General features: G+C 40.5%; 19 protein-coding genes, 5 tRNA genes and 3 rRNA genes. 26 read left to right on the plus strand and 1 reads right to left on the minus strand.

Going from position 1 to position 25,956, the window contains the following annotated elements:
• The first annotated feature begins 109 nt into the window (after positions 1-109).
• The 10 genes from LG296_RS01110 (at position 110) to LG296_RS01155 (ending at position 11,356) form a co-directional block, all read left to right on the plus strand.
• Positions 110-1,348, plus strand: a complete 1,239-nt coding sequence (locus LG296_RS01110) for a Zn-dependent hydrolase (RefSeq protein WP_107937587.1) — start codon at positions 110-112, stop codon at positions 1,346-1,348.
• A gap of 129 nt (positions 1,349-1,477) precedes the next feature.
• Complete coding sequence (gene hydA, locus LG296_RS01115; RefSeq protein WP_107937589.1) at positions 1,478-2,908, plus strand: dihydropyrimidinase; 1,431 nt, start codon at positions 1,478-1,480, stop codon at positions 2,906-2,908.
• Between the two features lie 22 nt (positions 2,909-2,930).
• A complete protein-coding gene (locus tag LG296_RS01120; protein ID WP_107937591.1) occupies positions 2,931-4,298 on the plus strand; it encodes an NAD(P)-dependent oxidoreductase in 1,368 nt (455 codons plus the stop codon).
• 15 nt (positions 4,299-4,313) lie between these two features.
• On the plus strand, positions 4,314-5,579 hold the full coding sequence (gene preA / locus LG296_RS01125; protein ID WP_107937593.1) for an NAD-dependent dihydropyrimidine dehydrogenase subunit PreA: 1,266 nt from the start codon (positions 4,314-4,316) through the stop codon (positions 5,577-5,579).
• A gap of 59 nt (positions 5,580-5,638) precedes the next feature.
• Positions 5,639-5,854: a hypothetical protein gene (locus LG296_RS01130; RefSeq protein ID WP_107937595.1), complete on the plus strand. Its 216-nt coding sequence runs from the start codon at positions 5,639-5,641 to the stop codon at positions 5,852-5,854.
• Positions 5,855-6,005: 151 nt separating this feature from the next.
• Positions 6,006-6,569, plus strand: a complete 564-nt coding sequence (locus LG296_RS01135; RefSeq protein ID WP_107937597.1) for a TetR/AcrR family transcriptional regulator — start codon at positions 6,006-6,008, stop codon at positions 6,567-6,569.
• A 119-nt stretch (positions 6,570-6,688) separates the two neighbouring features.
• Positions 6,689-8,779, plus strand: a complete 2,091-nt coding sequence (locus tag LG296_RS01140; protein ID WP_107937599.1) for an MMPL family transporter — start codon at positions 6,689-6,691, stop codon at positions 8,777-8,779.
• Positions 8,780-9,014: 235 nt separating this feature from the next.
• Positions 9,015-9,770, plus strand: a complete 756-nt coding sequence (locus tag LG296_RS01145; protein WP_107937601.1) for a DUF2087 domain-containing protein — start codon at positions 9,015-9,017, stop codon at positions 9,768-9,770.
• A 24-nt stretch (positions 9,771-9,794) separates the two neighbouring features.
• Positions 9,795-10,139, plus strand: coding sequence for a GIY-YIG nuclease family protein (locus LG296_RS01150; RefSeq protein WP_107937603.1), 345 nt, complete (start codon positions 9,795-9,797; stop codon positions 10,137-10,139).
• A gap of 185 nt (positions 10,140-10,324) precedes the next feature.
• The gene (locus LG296_RS01155) at positions 10,325-11,356 is read left to right on the plus strand and encodes a hypothetical protein (RefSeq protein ID WP_181418116.1); all 1,032 of its coding nucleotides are present in this window, start codon (positions 10,325-10,327) and stop codon (positions 11,354-11,356) included.
• Between the two features lie 182 nt (positions 11,357-11,538).
• Here LG296_RS01155 and LG296_RS01160 read toward each other — a convergent pair whose 3' ends face one another.
• Positions 11,539-11,856 carry a co-chaperone YbbN gene (locus tag LG296_RS01160; protein ID WP_107937607.1) on the minus strand — a complete coding sequence of 106 codons (318 nt, stop codon included), beginning with the start codon at positions 11,854-11,856 and terminating at the stop codon, positions 11,539-11,541.
• 259 nt (positions 11,857-12,115) lie between these two features.
• Between LG296_RS01160 and LG296_RS01165 the strand changes: the two genes are divergently transcribed.
• The 16 genes from LG296_RS01165 (at position 12,116) to LG296_RS01240 (ending at position 25,951) form a co-directional block, all read left to right on the plus strand.
• A complete protein-coding gene (locus tag LG296_RS01165; protein WP_404427954.1) occupies positions 12,116-13,114 on the plus strand; it encodes a M23 family metallopeptidase in 999 nt (332 codons plus the stop codon).
• A gap of 204 nt (positions 13,115-13,318) precedes the next feature.
• Positions 13,319-13,846 carry a YceI family protein gene (locus tag LG296_RS01170; protein WP_107937609.1) on the plus strand — a complete coding sequence of 176 codons (528 nt, stop codon included), beginning with the start codon at positions 13,319-13,321 and terminating at the stop codon, positions 13,844-13,846.
• Positions 13,847-14,066: 220 nt separating this feature from the next.
• Complete coding sequence (locus LG296_RS01175) at positions 14,067-15,050, plus strand: ring-cleaving dioxygenase (RefSeq protein WP_107937611.1); 984 nt, start codon at positions 14,067-14,069, stop codon at positions 15,048-15,050.
• A gap of 16 nt (positions 15,051-15,066) precedes the next feature.
• Positions 15,067-15,657, plus strand: coding sequence for an NADPH-dependent FMN reductase (locus LG296_RS01180; RefSeq protein WP_107937613.1), 591 nt, complete (start codon positions 15,067-15,069; stop codon positions 15,655-15,657).
• A gap of 328 nt (positions 15,658-15,985) precedes the next feature.
• Positions 15,986-17,263, plus strand: a complete 1,278-nt coding sequence (locus LG296_RS01185; RefSeq protein ID WP_107937931.1) for an IS110 family transposase — start codon at positions 15,986-15,988, stop codon at positions 17,261-17,263.
• Between the two features lie 382 nt (positions 17,264-17,645).
• A complete protein-coding gene (locus LG296_RS01190; protein WP_107937906.1) occupies positions 17,646-18,584 on the plus strand; it encodes a ring-cleaving dioxygenase in 939 nt (312 codons plus the stop codon).
• A gap of 19 nt (positions 18,585-18,603) precedes the next feature.
• Complete coding sequence (locus LG296_RS01195; protein ID WP_107937904.1) at positions 18,604-19,215, plus strand: flavin reductase family protein; 612 nt, start codon at positions 18,604-18,606, stop codon at positions 19,213-19,215.
• Between the two features lie 21 nt (positions 19,216-19,236).
• Positions 19,237-19,842 carry an alpha/beta hydrolase gene (locus LG296_RS01200; protein ID WP_107937905.1) on the plus strand — a complete coding sequence of 202 codons (606 nt, stop codon included), beginning with the start codon at positions 19,237-19,239 and terminating at the stop codon, positions 19,840-19,842.
• 545 nt (positions 19,843-20,387) lie between these two features.
• Positions 20,388-21,941 (plus strand): 16S ribosomal RNA (locus LG296_RS01205).
• 439 nt (positions 21,942-22,380) lie between these two features.
• Positions 22,381-25,303: ribosomal RNA gene (locus LG296_RS01210) — 23S ribosomal RNA — on the plus strand.
• Positions 25,304-25,368: 65 nt separating this feature from the next.
• A 5S ribosomal RNA gene (gene rrf / locus LG296_RS01215) occupies positions 25,369-25,484 on the plus strand.
• Together the 16S, 23S and 5S rRNA genes with 5 tRNA genes alongside form the textbook arrangement of a ribosomal RNA operon.
• Before the next feature lie 14 nt (positions 25,485-25,498).
• A tRNA-Val gene (locus LG296_RS01220) sits at positions 25,499-25,574 on the plus strand.
• A 7-nt stretch (positions 25,575-25,581) separates the two neighbouring features.
• A tRNA-Thr gene (locus LG296_RS01225) sits at positions 25,582-25,654 on the plus strand.
• A 10-nt stretch (positions 25,655-25,664) separates the two neighbouring features.
• Positions 25,665-25,748: transfer RNA gene (locus tag LG296_RS01230), tRNA-Tyr, on the plus strand.
• 7 nt (positions 25,749-25,755) lie between these two features.
• A tRNA-Lys gene (locus LG296_RS01235) sits at positions 25,756-25,830 on the plus strand.
• Positions 25,831-25,876: 46 nt separating this feature from the next.
• Positions 25,877-25,951 (plus strand) — tRNA-Gly (locus LG296_RS01240).
• Positions 25,952-25,956 lie beyond the last annotated feature (5 nt).

Below are 25,956 nucleotides of genomic sequence, written 5' to 3' on the forward strand. Positions count from 1 at the left end.
CACAAAAATCTTTAGTAAGAATGACCATATTCTGTAAGAGTATTTTACCTTAAAATAAACTATAAATCTATATGTTAAAAAAGTTAACATAAGTATTGGAGGGTGTTCAATGTATAAATGCAATGAAGCTCGTTTGAAAGAATCCATTGTTGCCTTTAGTCGGTTTGGTGCAACTGAAAAAGGTGGTGTAACAAGGCTTTCCTTATCCCCAGAGGATTTAGAAGCTCGAAACTTTTTCATAAAATGCTGTAAGGAATTAGGGATGGAAATACGACTAGATGACATGGCCAATATTTATGCGACACTTCCTGGAAAAAGTAGCTTACCTCCAATCGTGATGGGGTCACACCTAGATACGGTTGTAAAGGGTGGTAAGTTTGATGGCGTTCTGGGTGTATTAACTGCATTAGAGGCTGTAAGGACCATAAGAGAGAATGATATTGAATTAGATGTACCTTTAACGATTGTAAATTTCACCAATGAAGAAGGTGCAAGATTTGAACCATCCATGATGAGTTCAGGGGTTCTATCAGGTAAATTTGATAAAGCAAAAATGCTGAAATCCATCGATAAAGAATATGTTTCTTTTGAAGAAGCATTGAAAAATAGTGGGTACGAGGGTAGTGAAGAAAATCGTTTGACGGAGGCATCTGCTTATATTGAATTACATATTGAACAGGGCCCAGTATTAGAAGCAGAAAATATCCAAATTGGTGTTGTAGAAGGAGTACTAGGAATGGTTTGCTATGAAATTCGTCTATTTGGTGAATCCAACCATGCTGGTACAACGCCGATGAAGCTGCGAAGGGATCCGTTATTCTTAGCTAACAACTGTATTACGATGCTCCTCGAAGAGCTTGGTAAAGTGGATGAGGAGCTAGTATACACAATAGGAAGAATGAACGTTACACCTAATATTCATACCGTTATTCCCGATAAAGTAGTCTTTACAATAGAGGCAAGACATAAGGACTCAGAAATAATAGCTAAAGTAGAAGAAATCATTCACGCTCTGCCGCAGCTAGAGGGTGGATGCAAAATAGAGAAAGAAAAGCTATGGGATCGTGACACGGTGGTGTTTGACCAGGAAATTTGCAACCAAATCGAAAAGGCGTCCAACGGATATGGTTATTCCTCTAAACGGCTATATAGCGGAGCCGGTCATGATGCACAATTCATTGCGAGTTACATTCCATCTGCCATGATTTTTGTTCCGAGTATTAATGGTAAAAGTCACTGTGAAGAGGAAGAAACAACCTTTGAGGATTGTGTTAAAGGGGCGGATGTATTGCTTGAAACAGTATTGAATTTACAAACAAAGGTAGCGATGAAAGAAGCGTTAATTTGATTTCATCCTTCTATTAAATCGAGCAACGTCTATTTTAATAATTCGATATTTTGAGATTTTCTATGAAAATGAAAGCATATAATTGATTACAGGCTTGTAATTGGTCATGAGAAAAGGAGAGTTCAAACTATGGCAAAGAAAATTATTACAGGTGGTACAATTGCGACTGCGACAGATACGTTTAAGGCAGATATTTTAATAGAAGATGAAAAAATTGTTCAAATTGCGACTAAGATTGAAGACAAGGATGCCCAAGTGATAGATGCAACTGGAAAGTACGTATTCCCGGGAGGAATTGACCCCCATACTCATTTAGATATGCCATTTAATAATACGGTAACAGATGATGATTGGGAATCAGGAACAATTGCAGCTGCCTTCGGAGGAACAACTACCATTTTAGATTTTGTCTTAACAGCTGGGGAAACTAGGCTATCTGATGCCGTTATAAAATGGAATGAAAAATCTAAAGGTAAAGCGGCGATCGATTATGGCTATCATTTGATGATTAGTGACTTAAATGAGGAAACAGAAAAAGAACTCCCTTTGTTATTAGAAAAAGAGGGGATTACTTCTATCAAAGTCTTTATGGCCTATGCAAAGGAATTCCAAGCATCTGACCGTACTCTTTATAAGGCGTTTAAAATCGGAAAAGAAACCGGTTCTGTCGTAATGGTCCATTGTGAAAATGGTTCAGTTATCGATGAGCTTGTAGAAGAGGCTAAGCTAGCCGGAAATACTGCTCCTATTTACCATGCTCTAACTAGACCTCCAGAAATCGAAGGGGAAGCAACGAAACGTGCAATAGAATTAGCACATGTTGCAGGTGCGAAGCTTTATGTGGTCCACGTGACATGTAAAGAAGCAGTAGATGAAATTATCAAGGCTCGCGAAAAAGGCTACGATGTCTACGGCGAAACGTGCCCACCGTATTTAACTTTAGACCAAACAGCACTTGAAAAACCTGATTTTGAAGGTGCCAAATATGTATGGTCTCCACCTCTACGACCAAAATCACATCAAGAACCTCTATGGAATGCTTTAAAAGCAAAACAACTACAAACAATTGGCTCTGATCAATGCTCTTTTAACTTCAACGGAAAAAAACAATTAGGTATCAATGACTTTTCAAAAATTCCAAATGGCGGACCATTTATCGAAGACCGTTTTAGTGTTTTATATTCAGAGGGTGTCGCTAAAGGACGTATTTCACTCAATGACTTTGTTGATATGATCTCAACAAATGCTGCCAAAATCTTTGGCTTATATCCTCAAAAAGGAACAATAGCGATTGGCACTGATGCAGACATTGTAATTTTTGATCCAAATGCAAAAAGAACCATTTCAGCAGAAAATCATCATATGAACGTTGATTACAATGCATTTGAGGGGTTAGAAGTGTTGGGGGAGCCGGTTAGTGTCCTATTGCGAGGAGAGTTTGTGATTAAAGATAAACAATTTGTTGGTTCGTTAGATTACGGAAAATATCTAAAACGTAAAGTTGCGAAAGAACAAGTGGGTGTATTAGAAGTCGCTGTATCTAATTCGTATTTATTTTAGCTTTAATCTAGGGGGGAATCGTATGAGTACTATTACAGGTGGTCGTATTTCTTCAAATTTAGTGGAGAATTTTGAAGAGATACACAAAGGATTAACAAGGAGTGAAGCGATCGAGGAAGCGAATCGTTGTTTATATTGCTATGATGCCCCTTGTATAACGGCATGTCCAACAAGTATTCAAATTCCGAAATTCATAAAAAAAATAGCCACAGATAATTTAAAAGGCTCGGCTAAAACGATTTTGGAGGCAAATCCAGTGGGAGCAAGCTGTGCAAGGGTTTGCCCAACAGAAGAATTATGTGAAGGCGCATGTGTTTTAAATCATGACACAAAGCCGATTTCTATTGGGCACCTACAACGCTATGCGACAGACTGGGCGATGAAACAAAAAGAGCCTTTATTTAAAGCGGGAGACAGTAATGGTAAATCAGTTGCCATTATTGGGAGTGGTCCAGCTGGTTTATCTGCTGCGAGAGAACTAAGTTTACTAGGCTACCAGGTGACGATTTTTGAGTCGGCCGAAGAAGCAGGCGGATTAGACCGCTATGGAATTGTTTCTTTCCGACTACCAAGAGAAGTTGTTCAGTGGGAAGTAGATCAGGTTGAACAGCTTGGTGTGGAGATTAAAACAAACACAACTGTAGGCGTTGATATTTCAACCGAAGAAATTATAAATCAATTCGAGCGTGTGATTTTAGCCGTAGGAATGGGCCAAGTACCGAATTTAGGTATCGAAGGAGAAGGCTTAAAAGGTGTCTATGATGCCATTGAATTTGTGAAAAAGACAAAGGTAGATGCCCCAACAGATGAATTGATCGGCAAGAAGGTAGCGGTAATTGGTGCGGGAAATACAGCAATCGATGCTGCGACAACCGCCATTCGTCTAGGAGCATCGAATGTCAAAATCGTTTATAGAAGAACAAAAAATGAAATGTCTGCTTATCAGTTTGAGTATGATTTTGCTAAACAGGATGGTGTGGAATTTAGATGGTTAACAGCACCAAGTAAAATTGTGAGTAATGAACAAAATGAGGTTGCAGGCTTAGAGTGTGTGAAAATGACCTTGGATGAGCCAGGCTTAGATGGAAGACAAAAGCCGGTGCCTCTTGAGAATTCTGAAACCGTACTAGATGTGAATGTGGTGATAAAGGCAATTGGTCAATCTAAGCATACAAAGCTAATCGAAGCCTTTGGTTTAAATCATACAAAGGGTGTAGTTGATGTGGATTCTGAGACCTTCCAAACTTCACAAGAAAATATATTCGCTTGCGGTGATTGTATATTTGGTAACGGTCAAGGAGAGGCAATGGTTGTTTCGGCAGCACAGCAAGGAAAAGAAGTAGCAAAAGCCATTCACCGTACCTTTATGCTACAGTCTGAAATTGCATAAGAAGGAGGAATTGATATGGCAGATTTACAAATTAATTTAGCAGGTATAAAATCACCAAATCCTTTCTGGTTAGCTTCTGCTCCACCAACTAACTCTGGTTATCAAGTGCAAAGAGCCTTTGAAGCAGGATGGGGAGGAGCGGTTTGGAAAACGCTGGGCGATCCAATCATAAATACAACTGCTCGATTTGCGGCAGCTAGTTTCAATGGTAAGAAGGTCGCGGGATTCAATAATATTGAGCTAATTACAGATCGACCATTAGAGGTCAATTTAAAGGAAATCTATGAAACAAAAAAGAGATTTCCAAATCATGCAATAATTGCTTCCTTAATGGTTGAGCCAAAGCAAGAAAAATGGCATGAAATAGTTAAACGTGTAGAGGATATCGGTGTAGATGGTTTAGAGCTGAATTTTGGCTGTCCACATGGAATGGCTGAACGCGGGATGGGTGCTGCATCTGGTCAGGTCCCTGAGCTGGTTGAAAAGCAAACCTATTGGGTGAAGGAAGTAGCAAAAACACCGGTAATTGTTAAATTGACTCCTAACATTACTGATATAACAGTAACGGCAGAAGCTGCTGTTTGTGGCGGTGCAGATGCAGTCAGTATGATTAATACCATAAATAGTTTAATGGGAGTTGATCTAGATAGCTGGAATACGGTTCCGCATGTTGCTGGTAAAGGGGCACATGGAGGTTATTGTGGTCCTGCAGTAAAACCAATTGCGTTGAATATGGTTGGGGAATGTGCTCGTAACCCCCTAATTGACATCCCAATTTCAGGAATTGGTGGTATTTCAAATTGGAAGGATGCTGCTGAATTCATATTAATGGGTGCAACGGGTGTACAGGTCTGTACGGCAGCTATGCATCATGGCTTTAGCATTGTTGAAGATATGATTGATGGTTTAAATAATTATCTAGATGAAAAGGGAATCGCCTCGGTAATGGATTTAGTAGGGAAATCAGTTCCGAAATACTCGAATTGGGGAGATTTAGACTTAAATTATAAAGTGGTCGCTCGCATTAATAATGATGTTTGTATTAACTGCAACAAATGCCATATATCCTGTGAGGATACTTCCCACCAATGTATCGATATGCTAAAAGATGCAACTGGGAAGTCTTATTTGAAGGTACGTGAAGAGGACTGTGTTGGATGTAACCTATGCTCTATTGTTTGTCCTGTAGATGGTGCTATCGACATGGTAGAGATAAAACAGACATTGCCAAGCATGACCTGGAATGAACGCCAGTCGAGAATTGCCAGCTTTATGACTTGAAAGAGCACTAAATAATTTTTGAAAATCTAAGACTTTGAGTAGAAAAGTGAGGTGTAAGCATGTCTGAGTATGAAACTTTTATGGAAGAGAAAAACAAAATTGATAGTTACTTTGACAAAGGCTACCAAGTCATCAGTATTTTTGAAAATTTAAGTGGCACATTTGTTGACTTTGTTACTGGTGAAGAAGCAATTGAGCGAGAGGTTGTTCAAATACAATTACTTACTGCAGAAGCCAGAAAATATATTGCTACAAAGCTATTATTCGTTAGCTAAGTGTAAAGTGGTGAAGGGAGGTGTTGAATGCTTCCCTTCTATTTTTTAATATTTACCTTAATATATCATATTTAATCGGCCTTATTAGTACGCTCATTTATTCCTTTGTGCATCCTCTTCCACTATAATAGTGTTTTGAGGGGGTGACCAAATGGCACGTGAACGGAAATTTTCAACTGATGATTTATATCGTGCAACTAAACAGCTCCTTCTTCAAAATGGTTATGAGGGATTTAGTTTTAGTCTTTTAGCAGAGGATTTGGATATATCCAGAGGAGCTATATATAAATATTTTGATAACCGAGAAGAACTGATAATCAATTTTATGAAATATGAAATGAACATTTTCCTTGAAGAATTAAAGCAAATAGAACGGTATGATTCATTTGAGGGGAAATTAACTTATTTAATGGACCTAATCTTTAAAAATTCCACAATCCCGCAATTAATTGAGATTGGTCAACGTATTCCCTTAAATGAAAAGGTGAAAAAGGGTATCTTCGAATTAGAAAACCTCCATCTTGTTATGTACAAATATCTTCAGGGGTTTATCGAACAGGGGCGAAAAGAGCAAAGGTTCAGAGATTCCGTTCCAGACCCATTAATTTTAGGGGTAATATTCCAATCCATTTTAATTCCTAACCATCATGGGATTTCTCAATCGGAATGGGTTCGTTCGATTAAAGAAGTACTCTGCTATGGATTTTTAAAATAAGAGTAATTGACACTTGTGTTACTTTGAAAGATAATGATAGTGACATAAGTGTCAATAATTTTTTTGATTAAAGTGACACTTGTGTTACTTTTGTTAATCCATTTTGAAAGGAGTTCATTATGAGGAAATTGCTACAAGCAATCACCGACAGAGTTACAACTAAAAAAGGTATGTATGTAACCTTAGCGACTTGGTTAATAATCACAATTGGCTTAACACTATTCACACCGAGTGTGAGAGATTATCAGGTTTCAAAATTAGAAACACTTCCAGAGGATGCAAAATCGATTATCTCTCAAGAAAAAGTGGATAGATATTTTGAGGATAGTAAGGGAATACCGGCAATATTAGTGTTTCAATCAAACAATAGACAGGTTAACTATTTAGACATTGCCAATATCCTAGATTTAATTGAAAGTGAAAAAATTGAAGGGCTACAACAAGTAGTCCAGTTATCGAAGATTCCACCGCAAGCGGCAACAGAGTTTTTTTCAGAGGACCAAACAACTGCCCTGATTCCTTTAACGTTTGATTCTTCTTTAGAAACAGATCAAATGAAGGATTTAATTGATGCAATTAGTGTTATTGTGAAAGATTCTTCAGATTTGGATTTATATGTAACGGGGCCAGCTGGTATTGCTACTGATACTGTTGAATTGTTTACACGAGCAGATTTAGTGCTGATTTTCTCAACAGTTGCCATTATTTTAGTATTATTAATTGTAATTTATAGATCCCCTTTATTGGCCGTAATCCCACTTTTAGGTGCAGCTATTGTCTATCTGGTTGTAACACAAATACTTGGCCTTATGGGGAAAAACGGAGTATTGATGAGTAGTCAAACTATATCGATAATGTCCATTCTCTTATTTGCAGCAGTTATCGACTATTCTTTATTTGTTTTCTCACGTTACCGTGAGGAATTGAAGACTAAAGAGAGTAAATATGAAGCTATGAGAGCTGCTATGAAGGAAACGGGTATGCCTGTCTTCTTTTCTGGTGGAACTGTCTTGGTAGCGATGCTTGTATTGTTTTTTGCAGAATCAGGAGACTATCGTAATTTTGCACCTACTTTTGCCACTACGATGATTATTATCATGGTTGCGTCAATTACGCTTATTCCAGCGCTATTTACTTTATTCGGCAGAAAATCATTTTGGCCGAGAATCCCGAAAGTTGACGATCAAATTTCTCGCAAAGAGACACTTTGGGGAAAGGTAGGTAAATTTGTTGCAAAAAAACCAGGTATTTCTGTTGCTATATCTAGCATTATCTTATTGTTAGCTACAAGTAATATTTTTAACTTGAAGTATGAATTCGACACTATGAAGTCTTTTCCTGATGATATGCCTTCACGTCAAGGCTATGAAGTATTAGAGGAAAAGTTTGATAAAGGAACTCTTGCACCCACAACTGTTTTATTTGAAAGTGAGCAAGCAGTAAAATCTGCAGAAGTAGAAGATTTAAGAAGGATACTAGCAAAACAGAACCAAGTCAGTGATGTTCGTATTAATGCTGTAACAGAAGACCAAAAGGTAATCAATTATAGTCTAACCTTTGAGGATAATCCTTACGCTAATAAAACCATCGATGCTATGGAAGAAATCATTAATAATGGTGATGAAATTCTGACTGAAAGTAGTGTTGAAGGAAATCTCTATTTTGCAGGGGAAACCGCTACAAAGGTTGACGATAGAAATATTAATAATCGAGACATTATCGTTATTGTAGTGTTAGAAACTATTTTAATATTTATAATGCTAATTTTCTTAACGAAGTCATTTAAAATGCCGATTTACATGATGGGTACGATTTTGATATCCTTCCTAGCAGCTTTAGGACTTGGATTATTTTTGAGTAATTTATTCTTTGATATAAGTTCTATTAGTGATCGAGTGCCGCTTTATGCATTTGTTTTCTTGGTAGCCCTAGGAATTGACTATAATATTATACTTATTTCCAGGTTCCAGGAGGAAAGATTGGCTCACTCGGTGAAAGAGGCGGTAGAAATTGCAATTACAAACACCGGTGGGGTTATATCATCTGCGGGTGTAATTCTTGCAGCAACCTTTGCTGTACTTATGACCCAACCAATGGAACTGTTATTTGTGTTTGGCTTCATAGTGGCAGTTGGAATCCTGTTGGATACTTTCCTAATTCGAGGAATTCTATTACCGGGGTTGATCGTGTTATTGGAAAAAGATAAGTAGTTATGTTTATCTTAATGTGAGCTACTATAAAACCATATCTAGAAGAGTAACTGAGGATTTCCTTAGTTACTCTATTTTTTATGAAAGTATAAATGTATAAGTTCCCCAATTTCAACCTTGACAGTTTCTAAACGTTTTGATAAATTGTTAGTGATTAAACAAACGTATTACATTTTAGTTTATTTAATTAGTAAACGAATGTGATTTCTGTTTAGAGTGAAGGGTGTTGTGGTATATGAGTCAATCAGAATTGTTTTGGAATGCAACATTAGAGGAAATGAAGGATGGTTATACAGAAGATGCAAATCGATATACATGTCTTTTATGTGGAGAGCAAATCGAAAAAGGTGTGATTTATCCACAGGGAAAGGTTTTGTACGAAGCAAGTCGATTTATTCGGCTGCATGTTGAACAACAGCATGGATCTGTGTTCGAGTATTTAGTTGGGTTGGATAAGAAATTCACCGGTCTGACAGAGCATCAAACAACGCTTCTTCGTCATTTTTACACAGGTATGAGTGATAAGGAAATACAAGAAGAGATGGGAATCGGAAGTAGTTCGACAATCCGCCATCATCGCTTTGTATTGAAGGAGAAGGAACGTCAGGCGAAAACACTATTAGCGATTATGGAGCTATTAAAGGAAAAGGATCAGAATGCACCAGCTTTTGTGACGCCACATAAGCATGCAACAATGGTGGATGATCGTTATTCTGTTACGACTGAGGAACAGACGAAAATCCTGGAGAAGTATTTTACTCAAGGGTTAAATGGTCCAATAGTAAAGTTTCCTCCAAAAGAAAAGCAGCGTATCGTTATTTTACGAGCGATTGTAGAGCGATTTGATGAGGCTGCGGTTTATACAGAAAAGGAAATGAACGGAATTTTGAAGGAGATACATGAAGATTTCGTATTGTTAAGAAGATATCTAATCGAATATGGCTTTTTTGATAGAAAAGCAGACGGCAGTGCTTACTGGGTTAAAAAATAGATTATTCGGAAGGGAGATACTCGTATGGATAGAAAAAAAGAATTGAAGCATCAATATCAAGAGATTGCGATTGTTGCTGGTGTCTATGAAATTAAAAATAATATTAATGGTAAAGTGTTTGTAGAAAGCACAAGAAATTTAAAAACCATTAATGGGGTTAAATTTACGCTCAATAACAATACTCATATAAATAAAGAACTGCAATCTGATTGGAATGAGTTTGGTAAAGAAGCGTTTTCCTTTAAAATTTTGGAAACCTTGAAAAAGGATGAGGGTGATTTGTACTTTAACGAGAGAGATGCGCTAATGGCAATGGAACAAAAGTGGTTAGATCAGCTGCAGCCGTTTCATGAAAAAGGATATAATTAAAAAATTTACGAAGAATGTGCACACTTAGCTAGAATCTAAAAGGGTGCACTTTTTTATGTCGATAACTATGAAGTTTTTAAGTAAATTGTAGTAAGAAAGCGACAAAAACATTTCTATTTTCATTCATTTAAATTGGTTAATTTTAGTAATATATAGTGTGACGTATGAAAGGAGGCGAGTCCCTTTTGAAGCTTTTCCACTTTCTCTTAGTTGCCTTCATTGTACTTTTGTTAGGTTGTGAAGAGTCAGTGGAAGATAATCCAGTTGTTACGGTATATGCTAAACCAGCGATTGAAGCAAGTTCAGTTAAAGAAGTTCCAGAAGAAGAGATATTAGAATTGGAGACTTCCAGTGACGAAATTGAGTTATTGAATGTTTGCTATAGTAATGAAATCTATATTGAAGAAGAAAAAGCCTGTTCGTTAAAAATTGAGTGTACCGATAATAGTTCCTGCATTGAATGGGGGAATAGAGTAGTAGAAGATCTAGAAGCTGATTATGGTTCATTAGTTTATGAGGAATCTGTTGCAACTGGGAATGAAGGGATAACCTTACTCGCAAGCTATAATGTTGATCATGAAGGAGAAGTCATTTATACGGAGCAAGCAGTAACTGAAGAAGTGATGCAATATCACTCACATCTTTGGTATAGCTTTAGCTGGTTGGTTCCTGAACAATATAGAAAAGAAATTAACCGACTTGAGGTTTTTGAAAGTGGTGACACTCTTGCCTATGTATCGATGCACGATAGATACGGGAGATTTTGGACTTTAGGAATGAATAATGAGGATATCGAGCTAGCTTCAGAAACGCTTGTTACATACTTACATGAATATGCACACTTTCTCTCTTTAAATCAAAGTCAAATTGATTATTGGGTGCCTGAAAAAAGATGTACCTCGTTATTTTTGAAGGATTCAGGGTGTTTTTATGAGAATGCCTATTTAAGTAATTTCTACAAGCGGTTTTGGGAGCAGGGGGGACAAGGTAAAATAGAGGATTTTTATGTTTCAAGATATGCAATGTACTCTCCTGAAGAGGATTTTTCGGAGTCCTTTGCTCATTTTGTTCTAACGAAAACACCTAGTGGGCAAAACGTAAAGGAAGAAAAGCTTTTATTCTTCTATGAATATGAAGAGCTAGTGCAATTACGTACGGAAATTTTAGCAAGAACTGCGACATGGTTAGTTCGAAGCGCTCTTAAAGCCAAAAAGTAACCCGAAACATTTTGAACTTATATAAATTTATTTTTATGAAGCGCGAAAAACCCCCTTCGCCTAATGCGTCGGGGATGTTATTTTCTGCGGCTATTATATTCATCTATAGAAGAGAGCGTCTTTTATAAGGCGCTTTTTTGAATGTACATTTATAGTACCCACAGATGATAAAATCATGATTGTTATTTTAAACCATCGATAAATGCTTCGATTTCTTCTTGAGTTTTACGATCCTTACTCACAAAACGGCCTGTTTCTTCATTATTGTTATAAGCAACAAAGCTTGGGATTCCAAACACATCAAGCTGTATACAAAGGTCGATGAATTCGTCACGGTCTACTTTTACAAATTTATATGTGTCTGCATATTTCTCTTCAATAGTAGGCATAACAGGATCTATGAAGCGACAATCCCCACACCAGTCTGCTGAAAACATAAAAATGGTTTTTCCTTCTGCTTTTAGCTGTTCAAATTGCTCAACGGATTGTAAATTTTCCACGGTAATTCCCCCTATATTTTTTACCTCATCTTACCATATTGAAGTATTATTTCCTATAAGTTAGCTAAGGAATGACAAAAACTTCTGCAAATAATATTCCACAAACTGACCAAAATATTTACATTAGAAATTTTGCTTTAACTAGTGAAGAATTTACTTGTTCATTTTAGTTCAATTTCTAAATTAGAAGCCAAATATTTCATTACTCATGGATTGAAAATTTTCGGACATTCTAAAAACGAAAGGAGGTTTCTATTTGATCCGGCATTTGATTCCATGGTTTATATTAATGTTAGTTAGTAGTACAGTCATTTCTGATGTCGCAAATGCAAATGAAGCACCTTCCAGGGAACAGGTAGTAGAACAGCGAATGTCGATGTATGTACAATATCAGGATCATATTATTCCTTGGTATTATTTAGCTGCAATCGATCAATATGAGCGAAACATCCAATCGGTTAGACCGGACATTCCAAAAAGAGAAAGCACCGTTGCCATTCAGTTTTCTAAAGAGTATTGGTCTGGAGCATTGAATCCGCAGCAAGATGATACCTCGCCGTTTTCAATCGAATATTTTGGCGGTTTAGGACTTGATGGGAATGGTGATGGCATTGCAAGTCGTGATGATGACGAGGATGTAATGTTCACAATGGCAAATTTTCTAAGTAAATTTGGCCCGACTGAAGAGGACTTCAAGCTGGCTTTATATGATTATTACCAAAGTGAACAGGTGGTTAAACAAATACTCACCATTACTAAAATGTATAAGCATTACGACACCATTGATTTAGATATACATGTTTTCCCTGTTCCTGTACGTGGCTACAACTATAGCTATAGAGGAACATGGGGTGCCAATCGTGGCTGGGGCGGAAGACGTATACATGAAGGTACAGATATTTTTGCAGGCTATAGTACACCAGTAGTTTCTACATCCTATGGTGTTGTTGAAGTAATGGGATGGAATGAATTTGGTGGCTGGCGAGTAGGTGTACGAGATAATCACAATACGTACCATTACTATGCTCATTTAGCATACTTCAACAAAGATTTAAAAGTGGGCGATATTGTGGAACCGGGAATGCTCCTTGGCGGAGTGGGAAGCTCGGGATATGGGAAGGAAGGTACTTCTGGAAAATTCCCTCCTCATCTACATTATGGAATGTACAAATTTAATGGTCGCACAGAGTGGGCATTTGACCCATACCCATCCCTTGTTCAATGGGAGAAATTCGCTAGACAGCAAAAAAAGAAGTAAACATGAGGTTGCTCTATTATAGGGCAACTTTTTTATTTTGTTTAAAAAGTTAAGGAACCTTATTGACAGATGCATTTAAAATGTGATAAATTTATCTCGAATTAGAGATAAATTAATTCTAAGTATAAACATTGAAACAGTAAGTAAATTATTTTTTTAATATAATATCTCGATTTCGAGATAAACAAAATGGAGGAATATAAAATGGCAAAATGGACAGTAGATCAATCACACTCAAGCGTTGGTTTTGAAGTTAAACACATGATGGTTTCAAAGGTGAAAGGAACTTTTGATGCTTATACTGCAGAAGTAGAAGCAGCGGATCTTGCTGATTTAACTACAGCAACAATCGAATTTAAATTTGATGTAACTAGCATCAACACTCGTAGCGAAGACCGCGACAATCACTTAAAATCAGGTGATTTCTTTGATGGAGAAAGCTTCCCAACAATCGATTTCAAATCTACAAGCATCACTAAAGACGGCGATGACTACAAAGTGACTGGTGATTTAACAATCAAGGGTGTAACTAATCCAGTAACGTTTGATGTAGAGTATGGCGGTAAAGGTAAAAACCCATGGGGCGTTGAGGTTTATGGTTTCGAAGCAGAAGCTAAAATCAACCGTGAAGAGTTCGGCTTAACTTGGAACGCAGCTCTTGAAACTGGTGGCGTATTAGTAGGAAAAGACATCAAAATCAAAGTTGAATTAGAAGTTAACCCAGCTGCTTAACTTATAGAGGTAAGAGGGCAATTCATATACTTGAGTTGCTCTCCTCTTTGAAGTAAGTGATGAGATTGACAACAGTCTTGAACAGGTGTTATTATTATCTCGAATTGAAGATATTTTAAGTCTTTGAATGAAATATAAAAACCAAACCATAATATTGATAGGACAAAATTTTTTTATATTAATATCTCGAATTCGAGATAATTGTGTAGGAGGAATAAAAATGGATGAACTAAAAGGTCTTCACCATGTAACGGCTATAACAAGTAGTGCGGAAAAAATATATGACTTCTTCACTTATACTCTGGGTCTTCGCTTAGTAAAGAAAACTGTTAACCAAGATGATATTAAAACATACCATTTATACTTTACTGATGACGTTGGAAGTCCTGGGACGGACATGACCTTCTTTGATTTCCCTGGTATTCCAAAGGGTGTTCACGGTACAAATGAAATTTCTAAAACATCCTTCCGTGTACCAAACGATACTGCATTAGAGTATTGGGTAAAGCGTTTTGATCGTTTAGACGTAAAGCATACGGGAATTAAAGAACAATTCGGTAAGAAGGTTTTAGGCTTCGTGGATTTTGACGACCAACAATATCAGTTGATTTCGGATGAGTTCAATGAAGGAGTAGAGTCGGGAACACCGTGGCAAAAGGGACCAATCCCTCTAGAATACGCCATTACAGGATTAGGCCCAATCTTTGTTCGAACTTCCTACTTTGACTATTTCAAAGAGGTTCTCGAAAAAGTGTTCTTTATGAGAGAAGTAGCAGCAGAAGATTCGTTCCACTTATTTGAAATGGGTGAGGGTGGAAATGGGGCACAGGTAATCGTTGAATACAACACAGTGCTTCCTCAAGCTAGACAAGGTTTTGGCACAGTTCATCATACGGCATTCCGCGTTGATGATCGTGCGGATTTAGAAGCCTGGCAGCAACGTCTGCAAAGCTTCAAATTACCAAACTCAGGTTACGTAGAACGCTTCTATTTCGGCTCTTTATATTCAAATGTTGCCCCTTCAATTTTATTTGAACTAGCAACAGATGGACCTGGCTTTATGGGAGATGAACCATACGAAACGCTCGGTGAAAAACTAGCATTACCTCCGTTCTTTGAAGAAAAACGTGACCAAATTGAAAAATTAGTAAGACCAATCGATACAGTTCGTAGTACAAAGCATTTTGACAAGGAATACGAATAAGGAGGAAACAAGGAATATGGGGTTTTTAGATAAATTATTCGGTAAAAAACAGGAGGAAGAACAAACAATGACTAAATTAAACATAGGGATTATTTTAGGATCGACACGTGATGGACGTGTAAGCCCGCAAGTTGGTGCTTGGGTTAAAGAATTAGCAGACAAACGCGGTGATGCAAACTATACAATCATTGATATCGCTGATTATAAATTGCCACTACTAGGCGAAGCGGGAGATGCTTCAGGAGCAGCAGCTTGGTCACAGGCAGTAGGAGCTCAAGATGGCTTTGTATTTATCGTGCAAGAATATAACCATTCAATTTCAGGAGCTCTTAAAAATGCATTAGATTACTTACGTGAGGAATGGAATAACAAAGCTGCTGGTATCGTATCTTATGGTTCCGTTGGCGGAGCTCGTGCAGCAGAACACTTACGCGGAATCTTAGGTGAATTATTAGTAGCCGATGTACGTGTACACCCAGCGTTATCTTTATTCACAGATTTTGAAAATGGTACCGACTTCAAGCCGAAGGAAGTTCAAGCGGATTCAGTAAATCAAATGCTAGACCAAGTAATTCCTTGGGCGACAGCTCTAAAAACAATTCGTTAAAAGAAAAGTGGAAGGTGCTCAATTAGCTCCGGGTAAGGTCAGAAAAGTATCGACTAAAGAATGAAGTAAACGGATTTCTTACAATTACAACATGTACACATAGGTTGTGTACGTGTTGTAAGTAAGATTAGAAATTTTAAGTGCATGAAGTTTGAGCAAATCAATTAAATTGTTTGAAGGATGTACTCAGATTTTATGCTGACGTATTATATAGGAGCATTCCTGTTAGAAGGATTTTCGGGGACTTGAAATAAAAAAAGCCCTCTTGTATGATGCTTGAGTGTCAACCGGAAAATTGACTCGAACATCTACAGAGAGGACTTACGTTATGAATTCTAATACGAACCATAAAATTAATCAAGTTTCTGAAAATACTTTAGTAATCGGCATCGATATCGCCAAGCATAAACATTATGCCTGTGCGATTGATGAACGAGGGCGTGTGCTCCAAAAATCATTCCCCGTCACACAATCACGGGATGGATTTGAAGCGTTTTACACGCACTTACTCGCTTTAAAATCAATACATGGAAAACAGGATATTATCGTTGGCTTCGAACCAACCGGACACTACTGGATGAACTTAGCTACGTTTTTAACGAACTATGGGATTCCATTTGTGATGGTAAATCCGTTACATGTCAATCGTTCAAAAGAGTTAGACGATAATCTTCAAACAAAGAATGACCAAAAGGATGCGCTTGTCATCGCCCGTTTAATGCGGGATGGTCGCTTCAGCTATCCACGACTACTTGAAGGCGTAGAAGCTGAATTACGCAACGGGGCAACATTGCGTTCGAAAATTCAAGAAGACCTCAATGCACTTCAAAATCGCATTGTACGTTGGATTGATCGGTTCTTCCCTGAATTCACGAAGGTATTTAAAAATTTCGGAAAGATGGCGTATGCGGTACTAGAAAAAACGCCTCTTCCAGTAGATATTCAAGGGAAAACACCGGAAGAATTATTGTTTTTATATCGCCAAGTAGAGGGCATGAAATCACCTCAGTTACCTAAGGCGAAGCAGTTAGTCGAGGTGGCTCAGCACTCCATTGGGCTGACAGAAGGCCTTGTGATGGCACGAATAGAAATCGCCACACTCCTTCAACAGCACCATTTATTGCAAGAGCAGCTTGACACGCTAAATGAACAATTAGGCGAATTAGCCAAACAAATGAAGGATTATGAGTACTTAGCGTCTGTACCAGGCATTGGCGATATTACGATTGTCGATCTGCTTTCAGAAGTCGGTTCTCTCACGCAATATGAGCATCCACGCCAAATAATCAAACTAGCGGGACTTACATTACGTGAAAACTCATCTGGGCAGCACAAGGGTCAGAAACGCATTTCTAAACGAGGTAGAAGGAAGCTACGAGCTCTCTTATTCCGTGTCATGATACCGTTAATTCGTCATAACCAAGCCTTTAAGCAATTACATGAATATTACACTACACGCACCATCAACCCGCTTCGAAAGAAGCAATCGATTGTCGTGCTTTGTGGGAAATTACTGAAGATTTTACACGCTTTATGTAAGAAAAAAATACAGTTTGATGAACAACAAATGATGAAAAATCTTTATTGTCTCGAAAGGGCAGCCTAAGCAACATCTTAGCTCGAACTAAAACAGAAGGATGACACGGAGAAGCCGGCATTATTTATCCCATCCGACTACGAGTCCCTATAGGAGCATCGCCAGCCTCTGCCTTATGAATAGACCGCACGAAGGAATGTATGCGCTAGACGCCAAGAGACATGGGAGGGTACGTCATCATAAGCATCGCAGAGATCCAATTGTGCATCACATATTGGAACTGAAAGTTAATTACTACCAATTAGCTTTAGCGAAGCGTATCCCAAAACTGTAAATCAATTGAAGTACTGTAAAATACTAAAATATAAATCTATAAAAAATAATTTTATGAATTGATAAAAACGGGTTAAACCGTTGATATATCAACATTTATAGAGGGAGGCAAATCATGATGAAAAAACATACAACAGGGATACACCACATAACTGCAATTGTAGGGCATCCCCAAGAAAATATAGACTTCTATGTAGGTGTACTAGGCTTACGACTCGTAAAACAAACCGTTAATTTTGATGATCCAGGAACATATCATTTATATTTTGGAAACGCGGGAGGTAAACCGGGTTCTATCATTACCTTCTTTCCATGGGCGAATGCCTATCAAGGGAGGATAGGGGATGGTCAAGTAGGGGTAACTACTTATGTAGTACCCTCTGGCTCAATTGATTTTTGGAGAAATCGCTTAACAAAATTTGATATTGAATATATAGAAGCAGTACGATTCGGCGAAAACTATCTTCAGTTTGACGATCCGCATGGTTTACATCTTGAAATTGTTGAACGAGAAGAAGGTGAACTAAACCCATGGACATTTGGGGGCGTTTCAAAGGAAGTTGCTATTAAAGGTTTCGGCGGAGCGATTTTATACTCTGCTAGCCCAGAAGAAACTGCTTCAACATTAGTGGATGTTATGGGTCTTGAAGTGGTAGGAACAGAAGGAGACTATACTCGCTTTAAAGCAACCGCTGATATCGGCAACATTATAGATGTGAAAATGACTACAGGTGTGCGAGGGACGATGGGTGTAGGTACGGTTCACCATATTGCATGGCGTGCAAAAGACGATGCAGATCATCAAGAATGGCAAGACTATGCTATGAACCATGGACAACGCGTAACTGAAATAAAAGATCGTAATTATTTTAATGCAATTTACTTCCGAGAGTCTGGGGAAATCTTATTTGAAATAGCGACTGATCCTCCAGGCTTTGCTCATGATGAATCGTATGAAACAATGGGTACACAATTGATGCTTCCAGAACAATACGAACAATTCCGAGACCGTTTGGAAATGTCGCTTATACCAATTGAAGTGAAACCGCTTGACTAAGTAATAAGGAGCGATATCTATGATTTCTCTAAATCCCAAAGCTATGAGTGAGCATGAGGCTGCAAAAATATTAAAAGGCACAATTATTCCAAGACCGATTGCTTTTGTAACAACAATTTCTGATGAGCTGATTGTAAATGGAGCACCATTTAGCTATTTCAATATTGTAACTGCATCCCCTCCTATGATTTCCTTATCCATACAAAGAGAGGGGAGTGTCGTAAAGGACACAGCCCGAAATATAGAGAGCAATGGGGAATTCGTTGTTCATATTGTAGATGAGGAGAACGTGGCGAAGGTAAATGAAACCGCTGCTCCACTACCATATAATAAAAGCGAGTTGGAGCTTGCTAATTTGACCGAGGTTCAAAGTGAAAAGATAAGCGTACCAGGTGTAATGGAAGCGAAAGTCCGAATGGAATGTAATCTTGTAAAAGTAATTCCTATAGAAAAGGATGGTAAGGTTATTTGTGATCTATTCATAGGTGAAGTGATTCAATTTCATTTAGATGAAGGAATTTATGAGGCGAATGGTCGAATAACTGCTGGGATGCTCAATCCAGTTAGTCGATTAGCTGGTGCTGATTATGCAAAATTAGGAGAATTTTTCTCAATTGAAAGACCGAAATAATTTGAATAAGGTGGAGAAATTATGAAGCATATATTTAAAGAAGGTACTAATCCAACTAAACCGGTATTGCTTTTATTACACGGTACAGGTGGAGATGAAAACGGTCTATTAGCTTTAGCTGATATTGTAGACCCTGAAGCTTCAGTGTTAAGTGTTAGAGGAAATGTTTTAGAAAATGGAATGCCGCGATTCTTCCGACGTTTAGCAGAAGGTATTTTCGATGAAGAGGATTTAATTTTCCGTACTAAGGAATTAAATGAGTTTCTAGAAAATGCCTCAAAGGAATATAAATTTGATCGTCAAAATATCGTAGCGATTGGGTATTCAAATGGAGCTAATATTGCCGCTAGTCTTTTATTCCATTATAAAGACGCTTTAAAGGGTGCAATTTTACATCACCCAATGGTGCCAAGACGTGGAATTGATTTACCAGATTTAAAAGAAACTAAAGTGCTTATCACTGCTGGAACAAATGATCCGATTTGTCCACAGCAAGAATCCTTGGAGCTACAACGAATATTAGATTCAGCTGGTGCCTCGGTAGAAGTACACTGGGAAGATCGTGGACACCAATTAACAATGACTGAGGTTCAAGCGGGTAAGCAATGGTATGAACAGAATTTATAAAGTTATTAATTAATTTTATGCGTAGGCAAAGTCTTGTTGACTATGTCTGCGCTTTTATTTTAGAAGTAAAAGTTTGATAAGGAAGGTTTGAAATAATATGAGTACAAATTTATTCCTTCTATATGGAAGGAACTAATTTGAGTGATACATCGTTTTGAAATCTTCCAGAAGGTTAGTAACTAAATTGCTATAAAAGTGTTGACATGTATTATTTAGACATGTAATATAGTAAAAGTCGCTACGGTGACGTGATGAAAACTTAATTGAACTCGAAAAAAAGTAATTGACATCGATTCGATAAGTTGATAATATATAAAAGTTGTCTCGAATAACTGTTAAAACTTTTTTAAAAAAGTGTTTGACACTTCGAGAGAAGATGTGATACTATATTAAAGTTGCTGTAGAGAAATGACGGCAGTGTGAACCTTGAAAACTGAACAACAAAACGTTAATGAACATAGTTTCTTCTATTAAATTAGAGAAACGAAATTTTGGACATCAAAATTGATGCCAGCACAAAATTTGAGCTTTATCAAATTTTCTCTTTTATGGAGAGTTTGATCCTGGCTCAGGACGAACGCTGGCGGCGTGCCTAATACATGCAAGTCGAGCGGACTTTAGAAAAGCTTGCTTTTCTAAAGTTAGCGGCGGACGGGTGAGTAACACGTGGGCAACCTGCCCTATAGTTGGGGATAACTCCGGGAAACCGGGGCTAATACCGAATAATACATTCCTTCTCCTGTTGGAATGTTGAAAGATGGTTTACGCTATCGCTATAGGATGGGCCCGCGGCGCATTAGCTAGTTGGTGAGGTAACGGCTCACCAAGGCGACGATGCGTAGCCGACCTGAGAGGGTGATCGGCCACACTGGGACTGAGACACGGCCCAGACTCCTACGGGAGGCAGCAGTAGGGAATCTTCCACAATGGGCGAAAGCCTGATGGAGCAACGCCGCGTGAGTGAAGAAGGTTTTCGGATCGTAAAACTCTGTTGTAAGGGAAGAACAAGTACAGTAGTAACTGGCTGTACCTTGACGGTACCTTATTAGAAAGCCACGGCTAACTACGTGCCAGCAGCCGCGGTAATACGTAGGTGGCAAGCGTTGTCCGGAATTATTGGGCGTAAAGCGCGCGCAGGTGGTCCTTTAAGTCTGATGTGAAAGCCCACGGCTCAACCGTGGAGGGTCATTGGAAACTGGGGGACTTGAGTGCAGAAGAGGAAAGTGGAATTCCAAGTGTAGCGGTGAAATGCGTAGAGATTTGGAGGAACACCAGTGGCGAAGGCGACTTTCTGGTCTGTAACTGACACTGAGGCGCGAAAGCGTGGGGAGCAAACAGGATTAGATACCCTGGTAGTCCACGCCGTAAACGATGAGTGCTAAGTGTTAGGGGGTTTCCGCCCCTTAGTGCTGCAGCTAACGCATTAAGCACTCCGCCTGGGGAGTACGGTCGCAAGACTGAAACTCAAAGGAATTGACGGGGGCCCGCACAAGCGGTGGAGCATGTGGTTTAATTCGAAGCAACGCGAAGAACCTTACCAGGTCTTGACATCCCATTGACCGCTATGGAGACATAGCTTTCCCTTCGGGGACAGTGGTGACAGGTGGTGCATGGTTGTCGTCAGCTCGTGTCGTGAGATGTTGGGTTAAGTCCCGCAACGAGCGCAACCCTTGTTCTTAGTTGCCATCATTTAGTTGGGCACTCTAAGGAGACTGCCGGTGACAAACCGGAGGAAGGTGGGGATGACGTCAAATCATCATGCCCCTTATGACCTGGGCTACACACGTGCTACAATGGACGGTACAAACGGTTGCCAACCCGCGAGGGGGAGCTAATCCGATAAAACCGTTCTCAGTTCGGATTGTAGGCTGCAACTCGCCTACATGAAGCCGGAATCGCTAGTAATCGCGGATCAGCATGCCGCGGTGAATACGTTCCCGGGCCTTGTACACACCGCCCGTCACACCACGAGAGTTTGTAACACCCGAAGCCGGTGGGGTAACCCTTTTGGGAGCCAGCCGTCGAAGGTGGGACAGATGATTGGGGTGAAGTCGTAACAAGGTAGCCGTATCGGAAGGTGCGGCTGGATCACCTCCTTTCTAAGGATTATTAACGGAATGGTTGACCTTCCGAGGTCAAACCAACATTAACGTTTTGTGTTCAGTTTTGAAGGTTCAGTAATGAAACTTCAAAATGTGCTCCTGCCGCGAAGAATAAGCAAAGAGGTAACTCAAAGCTATCGTCGCAAATCTGCACGGAGTAATATCACTGATGTTTAATCACGATGTGATTGAAGTCAGCTGATTTGTTCTTTGAAAACTGGATAAAACGACATTGAAAGCAACAAAATTCAAGTAATTGATTGTGTAGTTCTTAAGTCTTTTCTTTTTAAGAAAAGCAGTAACTTTTAATCGAGGGTTTCAAGACACGAGTTAGACAAGGAAACAAGCGAGCGAACACCGCAGTGTACTTTAGTACATGAGGATGTGAGTGAGTGCAGTTGACACAGTATAACGATGTGGATTGGAAGCCGAACTAGGTTAAGTTATTAAGGGCGCACGGTGGATGCCTTGGCACTAGGAGCCGAAGAAGGACGGCACTAACACCGATATGCTTCGGGGAGCTGTAAGTGAGCTTTGATCCGGAGATTTCCGAATGGGGGAACCCACTGTTCGTAATGGAACAGTATCTTGACGTGAATACATAGCGTCTTGAAGGCAGACCCAGGGAACTGAAACATCTAAGTACCTGGAGGAAGAGAAAGAAATTATTCGATTCCCTGAGTAGCGGCGAGCGAAACGGGAAGAGCCCAAACCAAGAGGCTTGCCTCTTGGGGTTGTAGGACACTCAACATAAGAGTTACAAAGGAATGAGTTAGACGAAGCGACCTGGAAAGGTCCGCCGTAGCGGGTAAAAGCCCCGTAGTCGAAAGTTCATTCTCTCTTGAGTGTATCCTGAGTACGGCGGAACACGTGAAATTCCGTCGGAATCCGGGAGGACCATCTCCCAAGGCTAAATACTACCTAGTGACCGATAGTGAACCAGTACCGTGAGGGAAAGGTGAAAAGCACCCCGGAAGGGGAGTGAAATAGATCCTGAAACCGTGTGCCTACAAGTAGTTAGAGCCCGTTAATGGGTGATAGCGTGCCTTTTGTAGAATGAACCGGCGAGTTACGATTACGTGCAAGGTTAAGCTGAGAAGGCGGAGCCGTAGCGAAAGCGAGTCTGAATAGGGCGAATGAGTACGTGGTCGTAGACCCGAAACCAGGTGATCTACCCATGTCCAGGGTGAAGGTGAGGTAACACTCACTGGAGGCCCGAACCCACGCACGTTGAAAAGTGCGGGGATGAGGTGTGGGTAGCGGAGAAATTCCAATCGAACCTGGAGATAGCTGGTTCTCTCCGAAATAGCTTTAGGGCTAGCCTCGTGATTGAGAATACTGGAGGTAGAGCACTGTTTGGACTAGGGGGGCATCTCGCTTTACCGAATTCAGACAAACTCCGAATGCCAGATATTTATACACGGGAGTCAGACTGCGAGTGATAAGATCCGTAGTCAAAAGGGAAACAGCCCAGACCACCAGCTAAGGTCCCAAAGTAATCGTTAAGTGGAAAAGGATGTGGCGTTGCTTAGACAACCAGGATGTTGGCTTAGAAGCAGCCATCATTTAAAGAGTGCGTAATAGCTCACTGGTCGAGTGACGCTGCGCCGAAAATGTATCGGGGCTAAACGATTCACCGAAGCTGTGGATGGAACATCTTAGATGTTCCGTGGTAGGAGAGCGTTCTAAGTGCGTTGAAGTCAGACCGGAAGGACTGGTGGAGCGCTTAGAAGTGAGAATGCCGGTATGAGTAGCGAAAGATGGGTGAGAATCCCATCCACCGTATGACTAAGGTTTCCTGAGGAAGGCTCGTCCGCTCAGGGTTAGTCGGGACCTAAGTCGAGGCCGATAGGCGTAGACGATGGACAACAGGTTGATATTCCTGTACCACCTCCCCGCCGTTTGAGTAATGGGGGGACGCAGTAGGATAAGATAAGCGTACCGTTGGTTGAGTACGCCCAAGCAGTAAGGCGTGGAAGTAGGCAAATCCGCTTCCTGTAACGTTGAGCTGTGATGGGGAGCTCTTATGAGCGAAGTATCTGATTTCACGCTGCCAAGAAAAGCCTCTAGCGAGGCGGGAGGTGCCCGTACCGCAAACCGACACAGGTAGTCGAGGAGAGAATCCTAAGGTGTGCGAGAGAACTCTCGTTAAGGAACTCGGCAAAATGACCCCGTAACTTCGGGAGAAGGGGTGCTCTCAGCAATGAGAGCCGCAGTGAATAGGCCCAGGCGACTGTTTAGCAAAAACACAGGTCTCTGCAAAACCGTAAGGTGACGTATAGGGGCTGACGCCTGCCCGGTGCTGGAAGGTTAAGAGGAGGGGTTAGCGCAAGCGAAGCTCTGAATTGAAGCCCCAGTAAACGGCGGCCGTAACTATAACGGTCCTAAGGTAGCGAAATTCCTTGTCGGGTAAGTTCCGACCCGCACGAAAGGCGTAACGATCTGGGCACTGTCTCAACGAGAGACTCGGTGAAATTATAGTACCTGTGAAGATGCAGGTTACCCGCGACAGGACGGAAAGACCCCGTGGAGCTTTACTGTAGCCTGATATTGAATTTTGGTACAACTTGTACAGGATAGGTAGGAGCCAGAGAACTCGGAGCGCCAGCTTCGAGGGAGGCGTCGGTGGGATACTACCCTGGTTGTATTGAAATTCTAACCCATGCCCCTTAGCGGGGCAGGAGACAGTGTCAGGTGGACAGTTTGACTGGGGCGGTCGCCTCCTAAAAGGTAACGGAGGCGCCCAAAGGTTCCCTCAGAATGGTTGGAAATCATTCGTAGAGTGTAAAGGCACAAGGGAGCTTGACTGCGAGACCTACAAGTCGAGCAGGGTCGAAAGACGGGCTTAGTGATCCGGTGGTTCCGCATGGAAGGGCCATCGCTCAACGGATAAAAGCTACCCCGGGGATAACAGGCTTATCTCCCCCAAGAGTCCACATCGACGGGGAGGTTTGGCACCTCGATGTCGGCTCATCGCATCCTGGGGCTGTAGTCGGTCCCAAGGGTTGGGCTGTTCGCCCATTAAAGCGGTACGCGAGCTGGGTTCAGAACGTCGTGAGACAGTTCGGTCCCTATCCGTCGTGGGCGTAGGAAATTTGAGAGGAGCTGTCCTTAGTACGAGAGGACCGGGATGGACACACCGCTGGTGTACCAGTTGTCTTGCCAAAGGCATCGCTGGGTAGCTATGTGTGGACGGGATAAGTGCTGAAAGCATCTAAGCATGAAGCCCCCCTCAAGATGAGATTTCCCATTACGCAAGTAAGTAAGATCCCTCAAAGACGATGAGGTAGATAGGTTCGAGGTGGAAGTGTGGTGACACATGGAGCTGACGAATACTAATCGATCGAGGACTTAACCAAATCTTGAATGCAATCAATGTCTTTATCCAGTTTTGAGAGAACAAGTTTCTTTTCAACTAAATAAGTGAAGTGATGATGGCAAAGAGGTCACACCCGTTCCCATACCGAACACGGAAGTTAAGCTCTTTAGCGCCGATGGTAGTTGGGGGCTTCCCCCTGTGAGAGTAGGACGTCGCTTCGCTTGTTTCTTAATGTGGAGGATTAGCTCAGCTGGGAGAGCACCTGCCTTACAAGCAGGGGGTCGGCGGTTCGAGCCCGTCATCCTCCACCATAAATATGCCGGTGTAGCTCAGTTGGTAGAGCAACTGACTTGTAATCAGTAGGTCGAGGGTTCGACTCCTTTCGCCGGCATCGTTTAAATGGAGGGGTAGCGAAGTGGCTAAACGCGGCGGACTGTAAATCCGCTCCTTCGGGTTCGGCGGTTCGAATCCGTCCCCCTCCACCATTTGCAAGAGCCATTAGCTCAGTGGTAGAGCATCTGACTTTTAATCAGAGGGTCGAAGGTTCAAGTCCTTCATGGCTCACCAGTTTTTTATTAAACTATGAAATTAAATACTTAATATATATGCACATGCGGAAGTAGTTCAGTGGTAGAACACCACCTTGCCAAGGTGGGGGTCGCGAGTTCGAACCTCGTCTTCCGCTCCAAATGT

Origin of the sequence: Ureibacillus chungkukjangi (genome assembly GCF_044795995.1) — a bacterium.
GTDB classification, from domain to species: domain Bacteria; phylum Bacillota; class Bacilli; order Bacillales_A; family Planococcaceae; genus Ureibacillus; species Ureibacillus chungkukjangi.

Excerpts from the sequence above, each read along its gene's own strand:
- LG296_RS01110 (WP_107937587.1), top strand. The coding sequence starts at position 110 with ATGTATAAATGCAATGAAGCTCGTTTGAAAGAATCCATTGTTGCCTTT.
- hydA (WP_107937589.1), top strand. The coding sequence starts at position 1,478 with ATGGCAAAGAAAATTATTACAGGTGGTACAATTGCGACTGCGACAGAT.
- LG296_RS01120 (WP_107937591.1), top strand. The coding sequence starts at position 2,931 with ATGAGTACTATTACAGGTGGTCGTATTTCTTCAAATTTAGTGGAGAAT.
- preA (WP_107937593.1), top strand. The coding sequence starts at position 4,314 with ATGGCAGATTTACAAATTAATTTAGCAGGTATAAAATCACCAAATCCT.
- LG296_RS01130 (WP_107937595.1), top strand. The coding sequence starts at position 5,639 with ATGTCTGAGTATGAAACTTTTATGGAAGAGAAAAACAAAATTGATAGT.
- LG296_RS01135 (WP_107937597.1), top strand. The coding sequence starts at position 6,006 with ATGGCACGTGAACGGAAATTTTCAACTGATGATTTATATCGTGCAACT.
- LG296_RS01140 (WP_107937599.1), top strand. The coding sequence starts at position 6,689 with ATGAGGAAATTGCTACAAGCAATCACCGACAGAGTTACAACTAAAAAA.
- LG296_RS01145 (WP_107937601.1), top strand. The coding sequence starts at position 9,015 with ATGAGTCAATCAGAATTGTTTTGGAATGCAACATTAGAGGAAATGAAG.
- LG296_RS01150 (WP_107937603.1), top strand. The coding sequence starts at position 9,795 with ATGGATAGAAAAAAAGAATTGAAGCATCAATATCAAGAGATTGCGATT.
- LG296_RS01170 (WP_107937609.1), top strand. The coding sequence starts at position 13,319 with ATGGCAAAATGGACAGTAGATCAATCACACTCAAGCGTTGGTTTTGAA.
- LG296_RS01175 (WP_107937611.1), top strand. The coding sequence starts at position 14,067 with ATGGATGAACTAAAAGGTCTTCACCATGTAACGGCTATAACAAGTAGT.
- LG296_RS01180 (WP_107937613.1), top strand. The coding sequence starts at position 15,067 with ATGGGGTTTTTAGATAAATTATTCGGTAAAAAACAGGAGGAAGAACAA.
- LG296_RS01185 (WP_107937931.1), top strand. The coding sequence starts at position 15,986 with ATGAATTCTAATACGAACCATAAAATTAATCAAGTTTCTGAAAATACT.
- LG296_RS01190 (WP_107937906.1), top strand. The coding sequence starts at position 17,646 with ATGAAAAAACATACAACAGGGATACACCACATAACTGCAATTGTAGGG.
- LG296_RS01195 (WP_107937904.1), top strand. The coding sequence starts at position 18,604 with ATGATTTCTCTAAATCCCAAAGCTATGAGTGAGCATGAGGCTGCAAAA.
- LG296_RS01200 (WP_107937905.1), top strand. The coding sequence starts at position 19,237 with ATGAAGCATATATTTAAAGAAGGTACTAATCCAACTAAACCGGTATTG.